14 protein-coding genes are annotated in these 12,794 nt (G+C 72.1%); 4 read left to right on the top strand and 10 right to left on the bottom strand.

Features of this window, described 5'->3' with window-relative positions; translation table 11 throughout:
* The first annotated feature begins 33 nt into the window (after positions 1-33).
* On the top strand, positions 34-1,257 hold the full coding sequence (locus QJS33_RS00925; RefSeq protein WP_306365874.1) for a winged helix-turn-helix domain-containing protein: 1,224 nt from the start codon (positions 34-36) through the stop codon (positions 1,255-1,257).
* Here the strand turns inward: QJS33_RS00925 and QJS33_RS00920 are convergent.
* From QJS33_RS00920 to QJS33_RS00905, 4 genes are all read right to left on the bottom strand, one after another.
* Positions 1,254-1,649 (bottom strand): type II toxin-antitoxin system VapC family toxin, encoded by a 396-nt coding sequence (locus tag QJS33_RS00920; protein WP_306365873.1) that lies wholly within the window; start codon positions 1,647-1,649, stop codon positions 1,254-1,256. The genes QJS33_RS00925 and QJS33_RS00920 overlap by 4 nt on opposite strands.
* A gap of 43 nt (positions 1,650-1,692) precedes the next feature.
* The gene (locus QJS33_RS00915) at positions 1,693-1,935 is read right to left on the bottom strand and encodes an AbrB/MazE/SpoVT family DNA-binding domain-containing protein (RefSeq protein WP_306365872.1); all 243 of its coding nucleotides are present in this window, start codon (positions 1,933-1,935) and stop codon (positions 1,693-1,695) included.
* A gap of 44 nt (positions 1,936-1,979) precedes the next feature.
* Positions 1,980-2,159, bottom strand: a complete 180-nt coding sequence (locus QJS33_RS00910) for a hypothetical protein (RefSeq protein ID WP_306365871.1) — start codon at positions 2,157-2,159, stop codon at positions 1,980-1,982.
* Positions 2,160-2,277: 118 nt separating this feature from the next.
* Positions 2,278-3,420, bottom strand: coding sequence for an acetyl-CoA C-acetyltransferase (locus tag QJS33_RS00905; protein WP_306365870.1), 1,143 nt, complete (start codon positions 3,418-3,420; stop codon positions 2,278-2,280).
* Between the two features lie 149 nt (positions 3,421-3,569).
* On the opposite strand from QJS33_RS00905, the gene QJS33_RS00900 reads away from it, so the two are divergent.
* On the top strand, positions 3,570-3,866 hold the full coding sequence (locus QJS33_RS00900; RefSeq protein ID WP_306365869.1) for a hypothetical protein: 297 nt from the start codon (positions 3,570-3,572) through the stop codon (positions 3,864-3,866).
* A 359-nt stretch (positions 3,867-4,225) separates the two neighbouring features.
* Here QJS33_RS00900 and QJS33_RS00895 read toward each other — a convergent pair whose 3' ends face one another.
* Positions 4,226-6,253 (bottom strand): MDR family MFS transporter, encoded by a 2,028-nt coding sequence (locus QJS33_RS00895; RefSeq protein WP_306365868.1) that lies wholly within the window; start codon positions 6,251-6,253, stop codon positions 4,226-4,228.
* Positions 6,254-6,431: 178 nt separating this feature from the next.
* Between QJS33_RS00895 and QJS33_RS00890 the strand changes: the two genes are divergently transcribed.
* Positions 6,432-7,574: an acyl-CoA dehydrogenase family protein gene (locus QJS33_RS00890; protein WP_306365867.1), complete on the top strand. Its 1,143-nt coding sequence runs from the start codon at positions 6,432-6,434 to the stop codon at positions 7,572-7,574.
* 36 nt (positions 7,575-7,610) lie between these two features.
* Complete coding sequence (locus QJS33_RS00885; protein ID WP_306365866.1) at positions 7,611-7,778, top strand: hypothetical protein; 168 nt, start codon at positions 7,611-7,613, stop codon at positions 7,776-7,778.
* Between the two features lie 49 nt (positions 7,779-7,827).
* Here the strand turns inward: QJS33_RS00885 and QJS33_RS00880 are convergent, their stop codons facing one another.
* From QJS33_RS00880 to QJS33_RS00860, 5 genes are all read right to left on the bottom strand, one after another.
* Complete coding sequence (locus QJS33_RS00880; protein ID WP_306365865.1) at positions 7,828-9,069, bottom strand: cation:proton antiporter; 1,242 nt, start codon at positions 9,067-9,069, stop codon at positions 7,828-7,830.
* Between the two features lie 226 nt (positions 9,070-9,295).
* The gene (locus tag QJS33_RS00875; RefSeq protein ID WP_306365864.1) at positions 9,296-10,060 is read right to left on the bottom strand and encodes an NPP1 family protein; all 765 of its coding nucleotides are present in this window, start codon (positions 10,058-10,060) and stop codon (positions 9,296-9,298) included.
* Between the two features lie 220 nt (positions 10,061-10,280).
* Positions 10,281-11,063, bottom strand: a complete 783-nt coding sequence (locus QJS33_RS00870) for an amino acid ABC transporter ATP-binding protein (protein WP_306365863.1) — start codon at positions 11,061-11,063, stop codon at positions 10,281-10,283.
* A complete protein-coding gene (locus QJS33_RS00865; RefSeq protein WP_306365862.1) occupies positions 11,060-11,920 on the bottom strand; it encodes an amino acid ABC transporter permease in 861 nt (286 codons plus the stop codon). The genes QJS33_RS00870 and QJS33_RS00865 overlap by 4 nt, the downstream gene beginning before the upstream one ends.
* A 1-nt stretch (position 11,921) precedes the next feature.
* Positions 11,922-12,791: a transporter substrate-binding domain-containing protein gene (locus tag QJS33_RS00860; protein ID WP_306365861.1), complete on the bottom strand. Its 870-nt coding sequence runs from the start codon at positions 12,789-12,791 to the stop codon at positions 11,922-11,924.
* Positions 12,792-12,794 lie beyond the last annotated feature (3 nt).

Here is a 12,794-nt window from a genome sequence, read left to right as displayed (position 1 = left end):
GGATTGTCGGCGGCGGGAGCTACCGTGTTCGGCATGCCCGAACCCCACCCCCGCCGCGACGCGGAACTGTCCCTCTCCCAGGCCCGCCGGATCGCGATCGCCGCCCAGGGGCTGGCCGATCCCCGGCCCGCCGGCACCCCGAACCTGGGCCACCTGGGCCGGGTGGTGCGCCGTCTGGGGATCATCCAGATCGACAGCGTGAACGTGCTGGCGCGCAGCCAGTACCTGCCGGTGTTCGCCCGGATGGGCGGCTACGACACCGCGCTGCTGGACCGGGCGGCCACCACCGCGGCCAAGACGAGCCCGGCCCGCCTGGTCGAGTGCTGGGCGCACGAGGCGAGCCTGGTGCCCCCGGCCACCCGGCAGCTCATGCGGTACCGCATGGAGCGCAACCGGGCCGGGGCCGGGAACGGCTGGATGAACAGCGTCCAAGTGGAGAAGCCCCAGCTGGTCAAGGCGGTGTACGAGGAGGTCGCGCGGATCGGCCCGGCCACCGCCCGCGAGGTGGAGGCCGCGCTCGCCCACGACGTGCCGCGCGCCAAGGACCACTGGGGGTGGAACTGGTCGGAGGTGAAGAAGTCCCTGGAGTACCTGTTCTGGATCGGGGACCTGACCTCCAACGGCCGCAACTCCCAGTTCGAGCGCCGCTACGACCTGCCCGAGCGGGTGCTGCCCGCCGAGGTGCACGCCACCCCCCTGCCGAGCGACGCGGACGCCCACCGGGAGCTGGTGGCCATCGCCGCCCGTGCGCACGGGATCGCCACCGAGCCCTGCCTGCGCGACTACTTCCGGCTCAAGGGCGCCGAGGCGCGACCGGCCGTCGCCGACCTGGTGGACTCCGGCGAGCTGGTCCCGGTCCGGGTCCGCGGCTGGGACCGCACCGCCTACCTGCACCGGGACGCCCGGGTGCCGCGCAGGGTCGACGCGCGGGCGCTGCTGAGCCCGTTCGACTCCCTGGTGTGGACCCGGGACCGGGCCGAGGGGCTGTTCGGCTTCCGGTACCGCATCGAGATCTACACCCCGGCCGCCAAGCGGGTGCACGGCTACTACGTGCTGCCGTTCCTGCTGGGCGAGGACCTGGTGGCCCGCGTCGACCTCAAGGCCGACCGCGCCGCGGGCACCCTGCTCGCCCAGCGGATCACCCTGGAGGACGGCGCCCCGGACGACACCCTGCCGCAGCTCGTGGAGCACCTGGCCGAGATGGCCGCCTGGCTCGGCCTCCCCAACGGCCCCGGCGGCCCCGCCCTGGCCCGCTAGTTCGGTGAGATGAGTTTGACGTTCGGGAAGTAGGTGCGGAATCTGCGCGCGTCCCGGGTCAGTAGTCGGAGGCCGGAGACCGCGGCGTGCGCCCCGATGTAGAAGTCGGGCAGCGGCGCGGTCTTGGTCCCGCCCTGTTTTCGGTAGCGGCTGTGGCACTTACCCGCCAGGAAGGCGGCCTCCCACGGCAGGTCCGCCCGGACGAAGTCATCGGCGAGAAGCTCTTCGAGGTCTTCGATCCGTGTGAAGCGCATCGAGATCTCGGCATAGATGATCGGGTTGATGATCAACGGCCCTTGGTTCGTCGCATCGGCCAACGCCTGAGCGGACCATTCGCCCCAATGGGGATCCTCGCTGAAGACATCCAGTATCACGTTGGCATCGACCAGCACCTGGGCGGGCTCTCCGCCCCGGGGGGTCGCACAGGAGATCGAGTCAGCCCCCGTCATCGTCGTCCCCCCGGGTCATCGCCATGATCTCATCGGTGGACAGCAGCACGTCCCCCTTGCCGCGCAGGCGCTCGACCAGCCGCGCGCCCTTGCTGGGCGCGGATGCGGCACGCACCACCCTGGCACCGGTCCCGTCCAGCACGAATTCGACCTCGTCACCGGGCTTGAGGCCCATGCTTCTGCGAACCTCGACGGGGATGGTGACCTGACCCTTTTCCGTGATTCTCATGCCACCACGGTAATACTTTCGAGGTATTACCTTCAGGGGTTTGTTCACTCGCGTTCCTCCGACGCGAGATCCGACAGCGGTGTACCGCTTCCGGCGGCCGTGCGGGCTCGTTCGAAGGCCGCCTGCTCGGGGCGCCGCCGGGGCACACCGGAAACGTCCAAAAGGCCGGCGCGGGTGAGCGCGACCCTGAGCTTCTTCGCTTCGTCGTTCACTTCGTGCGCCACCGGGCCCATGCTTCCAGAACCGGTGCGCGTTCGGGGGCGAGCCGGAGATCGCGGGTCCGCCCGGACGCGCGGAGGCCGCGCGGCCCCGGGGGACGCGCGGCCCGGTCGGCGCGTGGGGTCAGACGCGTTCGATGATGGTGACGTTGGCCTGGCCGCCGCCCTCGCACATGGTCTGGAGGCCGTAGCGGCCGCCGGTGCGGTGCAGCTCGTTGACCAGCTTGGTCAGGAGAACGGTGCCGGTGGCGCCCAGCGGGTGGCCCAGGGCGATGGCGCCGCCGTTGGGGTTGACCTTGGCCGGGTCGGCGCCCAGCTCCTCGATCCAGGACAGCGGGACCGGGGCGAAGGCCTCGTTGATCTCGGTGACGTCGATGTCGTCGATGCCCAGGCCCGCCTTCTCCAGGGCGATCCTCGTGGCCGGGATCGGGGCGGTGAGCATGTAGACCGGGTCGTCGCCGACCAGGGAGAGCTGGACGACGCGGGCCAGCGGGGTGAGCCCGTGCTGCTCCACGGCGCGCTCGGAGGCGATGAGCACGGCGCCGGCGCCCACGGAGATCTGGCTGGCCACGGCGGCGGTGAGCTCCCAGCCGTCGCGCAGGGGCTTCAGGCCCGCCATCTTCTCCAGGGTGGTGTCGGGGCGCACGCCCTCGTCCTGCGTCACTCCCGCCAGCGGGGCGATCTGGGCGTCGAAGTAGCCCCCGGCCAGGGCCTTGGCGGCGCGCTGGTGGCTCTCCAGGGCGTACTGCTCCAGCTGCTCGCGCTTGAAGCCCCACTTCTCGCACATGAGCTGGGCGCCGCGGAACTGCGAGATCTCCTGGGGGCCGTAGCGCTCTGTCCAGCCTTCGCCGTACAGGCTCAGGCCGTTGTCGATGGCGTACTGGACGTTGGAGCCCATGGGGACCATGCCCATGTTCTCGACGCCGGAGGCCACGACCAGGTCCTGGGTGCCGGACATGACGCCCTGGGCGGCGAAGTGGACGGCCTGCTGGGAAGAGCCGCACTGGCGGTCGATGGTGACGCCGGGGACGCTCTCGGGCAGCCCGGCGGACAGCCAGGAGGTGCGGGCCAGGTCCAGGGCCTGCGGGCCGACCTGGCTCACACAGCCCATGATGACGTCCTCGACCGCGGACGGGTCGACGCCCGTGCGCTCGACGAGTTCCTTGAGCACGTGCGCGCCGAGATCGGCGGGGTGGACGGCGGCCAGCGCGCCCTTCTTCGTACCGACGGGGGTGCGTACGGCGCCGACGATGTATGCCTCGGCCACGGGTCCTCCAAGGGCCTGGGTGACGTTTCCTGTGAACCGAACTGTATTCGGTTTTGTGGATCCGGCAAGACCCCGGCCCCCCTTCACCGTCCGTTTCCCCGTCTGTTCACCCCGGTGTGCTGCTCTGGAACCGACGAGAGGAGACGTCGATGAGCGGGGTGGCCATAGCCCTGGGCACGGCCGCAGGCATGGTGCTGTTCTTCCTCACCTTCGCCTCCGGGCGCCGCGCCCTGGCCTGGGCCGTCGGCGGGGGCGCTCTCGCCGCCGGGTTCTGGGCCGCCCGCCTGCTGGGGGAGGCACCGCTGTGGGCCCTCCTGATCCCGGTGTCCCTCGCGGTGGCCCTGTGGGGCTGGCTCCACCTGGCCTCCCGCTGGGCGGACGCCGACGAGGAGGCCGCCCGGCACTACCCCGGCTTCGTCGCGCCCGGCGGCGACGGCGCGGACTAGGCCGTGTTCGACGGGTCATTCCGCCCGCCCGTCGCCCGCCGCCACCCTCAGCGGACGCCTTCGGCGCGGTGCCTCCGCGAAGCCGCCGGGCCGCCTCTCGCGGCACCGCCTTCGCCTGGACGGCCGAACCCGGGCTGGCCTCGCCGTGCGGCACCGCCGAGCCTGCGAGGCAGGGCACGGTAGGGGCACCTGCGAAAGCATCCGCCGAACACGCCCTGGGCCGTGTTCTTCTGAACCTCCGCTTCGCTCCGGCCCGCCCACCGCCGCCCTCAACGGGCGGCCCGGCGGGTGCGGACCTCCCTCCAGGACGCCTCCTCCGGGCCTCCAAACCCCCGCCGACGCATCGCGGCCCCCCGGCCCTAGCCTCGGCCGCCCTCCCGGACCACGCGGCCCGCGTCGCCCTCGTCACCGAGCGTCTCGGCGGTCATCCGCTCCAACGCGGCCGCCACCTCCGGGTGCAGCTCCGGGTCGTAGTCGTCGAGCAGGGAGCGCAGTGCCTCCCGCTGGGCGTCGAAGACGCGGCGGGCGGCCGCCTCTCCCGCGGGGCTCAGCTCCCAGGGTTCGCCCTCCCCGGTGAGGTGGCCCGCCTCCAGCAGCTCCCGGTGCACCGCCTCCCAGCGGTCGTCGGGCAGGTGGGACATCTCCACCAGCTCGGACACCCGCAGCGGACCGGTCACCGCCAGGTGGCTCAGCGTCCAGCAGGCGCGCGGCGAGACCTCCAGCCCCGCGGCACCGCACAGCCGGGTGTACATCTCCCGCGCCCCCTCGTGGCCGCAGGTCCGGTAGATCTCCCGTTCGACGGTCTCCATGGCCGTGCGCCCGCCCGAGGCCACCGGCGGGACGGACTCCCCCAGGTCGGCGGGCTGCGACCCGACCGTGGTGCGCAGCGGCACCTCGGGCAGGAACAGGGCGAGCACCAGCCCGACCAGCGCCACCGGCACCGCCCACAGGAACACCACGTCGATCGCGTCGGCGTAGGCCTGGAGGAACATGGCCTGCGTCTGCGCGGGCAGCGCGTCCAGGGCCCGCGGGTCGCTCTCCAGGCTCGCCGTGTCCACGCCCGGGGGCAGTGTCATCTCCCCGGCGCGGGCGGCCAGGTCGGCGGCCAGTTGTCCGGAGAAGACCGCGCCGAACACCGCCGTGCCGAAGGACCCGCCGATGGACCGGAAGAACGTCGCGGCCGAGGTGGCCGCGCCCAGGTCGGCGTAGTCGGCGGCGTTCTGCACGACCACCACCACGACCTGCATGACCAGCCCCAGACCCACCCCCAGGACGAAGAACGAGCCCCACATCTGCCACTCGGAGGTGTCCGGCCCCAGCCACGACAGCAGGAACAGCCCCGCCGCGGTGACCGCCATCCCGGCGATGGGGTAGGGCTTGTACCGGCCGGTGCGGGTGACCAGCCGCCCGGAGGTGATCGAGGTGAGGAACAGCCCGACCACCATCGGCAGCAGGAACAGTCCCGAGGCGGTCGGCGACAGGCCGTGCACGACCTGGAGGAACAGCGGCAGGAACGCCATCGAGCCCATCATCGCGAACCCGACGCACAGGCCGACGCCCATGGCGATCACCACGACGGGGTTGCGGAACAGCCCCAGCGGCATCACCGGCTCGGCCGCGCGGCGGGCCGACAGCCACCAGCCGAAGCCGAGCGCGACACCGGCCAGTGCCAGCCCGATGACCTGCGGCGACGCCCAGTCGTAGACGGTGCCGCCCCAGGAGGCGACCAGGGTGAGGCACACGGCGGTGGCGGCCAGCAGCACGATCCCGGCGTAGTCGATGGTCCGCCTCCCGGTGGGCCGGGAGGCGGGGAGCACCGCCAGGACCGCGGCGAACGCCAGCACGCCCAGCGGCAGGTTGACGTAGAACACCCACCGCCAGGACAGGTGGTCGACGAACAGCCCGCCCAGCAGCGGCCCGGCCACGCTGGAGACGCCGAAGACCGCGCCGAACCACCCCTGGTAGCGGCCGCGTTCGCGCGGGGAGACGACGTCGCCCACGATCGCCATGGACAGCACCATCAGCCCGCCGCCGCCGATGCCCTGCAATCCCCGGAAGAGGATCAGCTGGAGCATGTCCCGGGACAGGCCGCACAGCGCCGACCCGGCCACGAACACGGCGATGCACACCAGGAACAGCGTCTTGCGGCCGAACTGGTCGCCGAGCTTGCCCCACAGCGGGGTGCTGGCGGTGACCGCGAGCAGGTAGGAGGTGATCACCCAGGACAGGTGGTTGAGGCCGCCCAGGTCGGAGACGATCGTCGGCAGGGCCGTGGACACGATCGTCTGGTCGAGCGCGGACAGCAGCACCGTGAGCATGAGTGCGGCCATGATCACCGCGATCCGCCCGCCCCGGTGTTCGCGCCGCTCCCTGCGGGTCTGGACCATCGGCTCCGCCTTCCGTCGGCCGGTGCGGTCACCCTAGAAGCGGACTCACGGGGCGAAGAGCCCGAAACGCCCCGGAGAACGGGAACTTTGCCGCCGCTTGGACCCCCCTCTTCTAAACCGAATTCGATTCGGTTACTGTGGCGGCAACCGTGATCCACGACACCCTCGGAGCGCAAGCATGAAGCGGGAACTCTTCGATGCCGACCACGACCTCTTCCGCGAAGCGGTGGCCGAGTTCCTCAAGCGGGAGGTCGTACCCTTCCACGACCAGTGGGAGAAGGACGGCATCGTCCCCCGCGAGGTCTGGGTCAGGGCGGGCGAGGTCGGCCTGCTCGGGCACGGCGTCCCCGAGGAGTACGGCGGCACCGGCCTGAAGGACTACCGCTACAACGCCATCGTCAACGAGGAGGTGTGCCGGGCCCACGCCAGCGGGCTGGGCGTCACCCTCCAGAACGACGTCATCGCCCCCTACCTCGTCGACCTCACCGACGACGAGCAGAAGCGGCGCTGGCTGCCCGGCTTCGCCGGCGGGGAGATCATCACCGCCATCGCCATGACCGAACCCGGCACCGGCAGCGACCTCCAGGGCATCCGCACCTCCGCGGTCCGCGACGGCGACGAGTGGGTCATCAACGGGTCCAAGACCTTCATCACCAACGGCATCAACGCCGACCTGGTCATCGTGGTGTGCCGGACCGACCCCGAGGCCGGCGCGCAGGGCTTCTCCCTCATCGTCGTCGAGCGCGGCACCCCGGGCTTCGAGCGGGGCCGCAACCTCGACAAGATCGGCATGAAGGCGCAGGACACCGCCGAGCTGTCCTTCCGGGACGTGCGGGTCCCGGCCGCCAACCTCATCGGGCAGGAGGGGCAGGGGTTCATCCACCTGTTGCAGAACCTGCCGCAGGAGCGGCTGTCCATCGCCGTCTGCGCGACGGCCTCCGCCGAGTACATGCTCCAGCACACCATCGAGTACTGCCGGGAGCGCACCGCCTTCGGCCGTCCTATCGGACGGTTCCAGAACACCCGTTTCGTCCTGGCCGAGTTGGCGACCGAGGTCGACATCGCCCGCACCTACGTGGACCGCGCGGTGACCCTGCTCGACCGGGGCGAACTCACCGTCGAGGACGCCGCCATGGCCAAGTGGTGGACCACGGAGCTGTGCAACAAGGTGATGGACCGTTGCCTACAGCTTCACGGCGGGTACGGGTACATGATGGAATACCCGGTGGCACGGGCCTGGCAGGACACCCGCGTGCAGACGATCTACGGTGGCACCACCGAGATCATGAAGGAGATCGTGGGACGCGGCCTGGGCCTGTAGCCGGGCCAGCCCCCGTCCAGAAGGGTCGAGTCGGTCATGAGCGGTGCGTGGGACGGCCTCATCGTCATGGGCCTGCTGGTCGTGCTGCTCGTCATCGGTGTGCGCAGGCTGCGCCCCAAGGTCCACATCCCCTGGAAGACCAGCGCGATCGTGGTCTTCTTCATCTTCATGTGCCTGATGCTGTGGGCCTGGTCCTGGCGCTGAGCGCTCGGCGGGGGCCGGAGCGCGGCGGCGGCCGGGAGAACCGGCCGGGTCAGTAGTCCTCCTCCTCGTCCACCTCGCGGCGCCGGTTCGCGGGGGCCGCGGGCCCCGCGCCCGTGGCCCGGCGCAGCAGGGCACCGCCCGCCTGGGGCAGGATCAGGACGCTGAGCATCCCGGCCCCCACGATCGCCGCCGCGTGGGCGCTGTCCAGGGATCCGTCGCGGGTGCCGATCGTGGTCAGGACCGTGAGCAGCGGCAGGGCGGTGGCCGAGAACAGCACCAGCGCGGGGCGCTGGGCGTCGGGGACGTCCCCGCGCGAGAACACGTACTCGGGCCCGCCCCGGACCAGGAGGAACGCCGCCAGCAGCACCGGCAGGAGCAGCAGCAGGAGCGGCTGCGCCAGCAGCGAGGCCAGGTCGAAGCGCACCCCGGTGACCACGAAGAACACGGGGATGAGGAACCCGAAGCCGATGGCGTCCATCTTGGCCTCCACCTGCTCCGCCTCCTCCCCGTGGTTGATGGAGATCATGAGCCTGATGACGACGCCCGCCGCGAACGACCCGAGCAGGGCGTCCAACTGCATGACCGACGCCAGCCAGGCCAGCGCCACGATCACCACCATGCACAGGCGGACCGCCACCTGGGTGCTGGAGCCCAGGGTCGCCCGGATCAGCCGCGCCCACCGCTCCGAACGCGGCCGGGTGGCCGCCCAGGCGCACGCCCCGGCCAGTGCGAAGAAGGCGGCCAGCAGCAGGGTGCCCTGCCAGGGTCGGTAGCCGCTGAGCAGCAGGGCGATCAGCACGATCGGCCCGAACTCGCCGACCGAGCCCGAGGCCAGGAACCGGGTGCCGAACGCCCCGCCCAGCGCCCCGGAGTCGCGCAGGATCGGCAGGACCGTCCCCAGCGCGGTCGTGGTCAGTGCCAGACCCACGATCAGCGCCGCCTGAGAGGTGCCGAGCAGCGCCCAGCCGATGGCCAGCCCCAGCGCCACCGAGCAGGCCCAGGCCAGCAGGGCGCGGTTGAGCGGCCTGCCCTTGATCCGCCGGAAGTCGATCTCGTACCCGGCCATGAACATGAGCAGGGCCAGACCGAGGTCGGCCAGCAGGGTGATCGTCTCGTTCTCCCGGACGATGCCGAGCGCCGAGGGCCCGAGCACGATTCCGAAACCGATCTCCAGCACCACCGAGGGCACGATCACCCACCGCGCCAGCCGGTCGCCGAGCAGCGGGGCCAGCAGGGCCGCCACCAGGAGCGCCAGGAGCATGCCCATCGTGCCCAGTTCCGCGCCGTCCATGTCCCTCCGCCCCAGCCCCGGGCCGCGCGCCCCGGACGTGGGAACACTACGTCGGGGGCGGCCCAGAAGGGCGGGTGGACACGCCCTCAGGTCCCGGCGGGGCGGGGTTCCGGAGGTCCGGGGCGGACACCTTCGCGGAATGGCCTGTGGCCGCAGGCCATCCGTTGAGGACCTTCCGGTCCCCGACGGACGGACCGCGGCGAGGCGGGGGTTCGGAAGAACACGGTCAGGCCCAGGGGTCGAAGTCGATGCCGGCAGGCTCGGCCCTGCTCAGCGCGCCCGGGAACGAGCCGTCCCGCAGGTCGAGCTGGGCGCTGCCGAAGTCGGCGGAGGTCAGGATGTCGCGGATGCCGGGCGGGAAGTGGTCCCAGCCGACCAGGTCCGGGTACTGCCAGACGCCGTAGTGGTTCTCCGGCGGGTCGTCGTGCCCGGCGGCGAACCGGAAGGCGTGGGTGGACGCGCCGTCCTTGTGGTAGACGATCTTGGGGTGGGTGCCCTCCCAGCGCACCTGGTCGGCCGGGCGGGTGTCGTAGTCCCCGTGGGCCGACGCGGACACGTAGCGGGCCTGGCCGCCGAACACCCACACCACGACGTGCTCCAGGTCGTGCCGGTGGCCGCAGCAGCCCGGCAGCACCTGGTCCTTCTCGAAGTACAGCGCGTACATGTACGCGCACCAGCCGCTGGGGTCGCACTTGGACCGGGAGTAGGAGTTGGTGTTGTCCAGGTCGGACCGGTCGCGGCAGCTCCCGTTGAGGGCGCCGCTGGTGTTCAGGCCGCCGTTGAGGGTGCCGTCCGGGCCGATGGCGGGGGTGGAGTAGCAGCCGTCGGTGTCGTAGTCGAAGGCCGGCTGCCACCGGCCCTCCTCCGCGGTGTGGGCGGTGGGCAGCGCCGCCGGGGGCGCGGCCAGGGCGATCCCGGGGGTGACGAGGACCAGGGCGGCGGCCAGGGCCAGGGCCCGGCGCGCGATACGGGAGGGTGCGCGTTGCGACAAGGGGGTCTCCTCTCGGTGTCCGGCACAGGGGGTGCGCCGGTGGCCGGAACGCCGCACGGGGTTCGCGTGATCACTCTGAGTCAGCGAGCGGGGCGTGGGCGTGCCGGTCGGAGTCGATGACACCAGGGGGACCGCCCCCGCGCAACGGGGGCAACGCGGAGTTCTCCGGGTGTTCGGGACCGGAGCGGAGTGTTCCCCGCGCGTTCGGCGCGGGGAACGTTCACAGACGGCCGGAGTCGATGATCCGCTGGAGGAACCGCCGCGTCCGCGGCTCGTGCGGGTCGCCCAGCACCTGCTCGGGCGGCCCCTGCTCCAGGACCCGCCCGTCCTGGAGGAAGCACACCGTGTCGGCGACCTGGCGGGCGAACCCCATCTCGTGGGTGGCCAGCAGCATGGTCATGCCGTCGTCGCGCAGCCCCCGCACCAGGTCCAGCACCTCCCCCACCAGCTCGGGGTCCAAAGCGCTGGTGATCTCGTCCAGCAGGAGCAGCCGCGGCCCGTTGACCAGTGCCCGCACGATCGCCGCCCGCTGCTGCTGGCCGCCGGAGAGCCGGTCGGGGTACTCCCCGGCCTTGTCGGCCAGGCCCACCCGGTCCAGCAGTTCCCGCGCCCTCTCCTCCGCCTCCCGGCGCTCGCGCCGGTGCACCCGGCGCGGGGCCAGGGTGACGTTGTCCAGCACGGTCATGTGCGGGAACAGGTTGAACGACTGGAACACCATGCCGATCCTGCGACGCACCCGGTCGGCGTCCACCCGCGGGTCGGTGATGTGCTCGCCGTCCAGGTGGATGGTCCCGTCGGTGACCGGCTCCAGCAGGTTGGCGCACCGCAGCAGAGTGGACTTGCCCGAGCCGGAGGCGCCGATGAGCACCACCACGGCGTGTTCGGGCACGTCCAGGTCCAGCCCGTCCAGAACGGTGTTCCCGCGGAACTCCTTGCGGACCCCGCGCAGGCGCAGCACCGGGGCCGGGCCCTCGATCCGGGCCGCCCGCTCCAGTTCGCTCATCGGTCCCCCTCCGCGGACTGGCGCCGCGCCGCCCGCAGCGTCACCTGGTCGGTGATCGCCACCAGCGGGACCGCCATGAGCACGAACAGCACCCCGGCGACGATGTACGGCGTGAAGTTGTAGGTCTGCGCGGTGGCGATCTGCGCGGCCCGGATCGCGTCGATGGGTCCGGCCAGGGAGATCAGGCCCACGTCCTTCTGGAGCGCCACCATGTCATTGAGCAGCGGCGGCGACACCCGCCGCACCGCCTGGGGCAGCACCACCCAGCGCATCGCCTGCGGGTAGGTGAGCCCCAGGGAGCGGGCGGCCGCGATCTGGCTGGGGTGCACCGACTCGATCCCGGCGCGGAACACCTCGGCGATGTAGGCGCCGTAGGTGACCACGAGCGCGATCCCGCCGAGCACCAGCACGCTCGGGGTGTTCTCCAGCCGCAGCCCGGGCACCCCGAACGCCATCAGGTACAGCACGATGATCAGCGGGGCGCCCCGGAAACCGTAGGTGTAGGCGGTCGCCATCGCGCGCAGCGGGAAGAACACCGGCCCGCGCAGGGTGCGCAGCACCGCGGCGAGCAGGCCGACGGCGAGCGCGCCCAGTGCGCAGAACACCAGCAGCCGCACGTTGAGCCACAGGCCGGTGAGCACCGCCGGCAGGGCTTCCAGCGCCACCTCGGGGTCGAAGAAGGTCTCGCGCACCCGCTCCCAGCCGGGTGAGCCGACCACGACGGTCACCAGGACGGCGCCCAGCACGGCGGTGGAGACCGCGCCGACCAGCACCGAGCGCATGCTCTGGCGGCGGCGCAGCGCGGCCCGTTCGACTTCCAGGGGGCTGGGGGCGTGCCCGGTGTCGTGTGCCGCCACGTCAGTCCAGCTCGGGAGCGTCCGCGGCCTCGGCCAACCACTCCTGTTCGAGCTCGGCCAGGACCCCGCGCTCGCGCAGGGAGTCCAGGGCCCCGCTGACGCAGTCGGTCAGCGGCGAGTCCAGGTCCAGCACCAGGCCGAACTGCTCGGCGGCCTCCTCGGTGCGGGGCAGCTGCCCGACGATGACGGCGTCCTCCAGCTCGGCGGCGGTGATGTAGAACGCGGTGGGCAGGTCGAAGACGACCGCGTCCACCTGGCCGTTCTCCAGTGCCTGCTTGGCGTCGTCGTTGTTGTTGTACACCAGCGGCTCGGTCTGCGGGTCCACGGTCTCCAGCAGGGTGTCGTAGCTGGTGGTGCCGACCTGCGCGCCGATGGTCAGCCCGGCCAGGTCGGCGGTGGAGGCCGCCTCGGCGGCCTCGGAGCCGGCGAGCGCCACGACGGCCTGGCGGACGTCGTAGTAGGGGCTGGAGAAGTCGACGGCCTGCGCCCGCTCCTCGGTGATGGAGAACTGGTTGATATCGAAGTCGAAGTCCTTGGGGCCGGGCTGGATGGCGCTGTTGAACGCCACCGTCGTCCAGGTGACGTCCTCGGCGTCGTAGCCCAGTTCCAGGGCGACCGCGTAGGCGACGGCCGCCTCGAAGCCCTCCCCGTTGGCGGGGTCGTCGTCGGCGAACCACGGCGGGTAGGCCGGGCTGTCGGTGCCGATGGTGAGCACGCCCTCGGTGAGGGTGGGCAGGCCGCCGGGCGTGCACTCGGCGGCGTTCTCCTCGCCGGATCCGGAGGCGGCGTCGTCGGCCGGGGCACAGGCGGTGGCCAACAGGACGGCCCCGGCGGCGAGGGCGCCGAGCGCGGGCAGGTGGCGGGAGGTCATCGG

The sequence above is a fragment of the Nocardiopsis sp. CC223A genome (assembly GCF_030766825.1).
In the GTDB taxonomy this organism is placed as follows: Bacteria; Actinomycetota; Actinomycetes; order Streptosporangiales; family Streptosporangiaceae; genus Nocardiopsis.
The sequence above is the reverse complement of the archived record's forward strand: the minus strand, read 5'-3'. Positions and strand labels throughout refer to the sequence as shown.

Excerpts from the sequence above, each read along its gene's own strand:
- QJS33_RS00925 (WP_306365874.1), top strand. The coding sequence starts at position 34 with ATGCCCGAACCCCACCCCCGCCGCGACGCGGAACTGTCCCTCTCCCAG.
- QJS33_RS00915 (WP_306365872.1), bottom strand. The coding sequence starts at position 1,935 with ATGAGAATCACGGAAAAGGGTCAGGTCACCATCCCCGTCGAGGTTCGC.
- QJS33_RS00900 (WP_306365869.1), top strand. The coding sequence starts at position 3,570 with ATGAGCGGGGTGGCCATAGCCCTGGGCACGGCCGCAGGCATGGTGCTG.
- QJS33_RS00895 (WP_306365868.1), bottom strand. The coding sequence starts at position 6,253 with ATGGTCCAGACCCGCAGGGAGCGGCGCGAACACCGGGGCGGGCGGATC.
- QJS33_RS00890 (WP_306365867.1), top strand. The coding sequence starts at position 6,432 with ATGAAGCGGGAACTCTTCGATGCCGACCACGACCTCTTCCGCGAAGCG.
- QJS33_RS00885 (WP_306365866.1), top strand. The coding sequence starts at position 7,611 with ATGAGCGGTGCGTGGGACGGCCTCATCGTCATGGGCCTGCTGGTCGTG.
- QJS33_RS00880 (WP_306365865.1), bottom strand. The coding sequence starts at position 9,069 with ATGGACGGCGCGGAACTGGGCACGATGGGCATGCTCCTGGCGCTCCTG.
- QJS33_RS00870 (WP_306365863.1), bottom strand. The coding sequence starts at position 11,063 with ATGAGCGAACTGGAGCGGGCGGCCCGGATCGAGGGCCCGGCCCCGGTG.
- QJS33_RS00860 (WP_306365861.1), bottom strand. The coding sequence starts at position 12,791 with ATGACCTCCCGCCACCTGCCCGCGCTCGGCGCCCTCGCCGCCGGGGCC.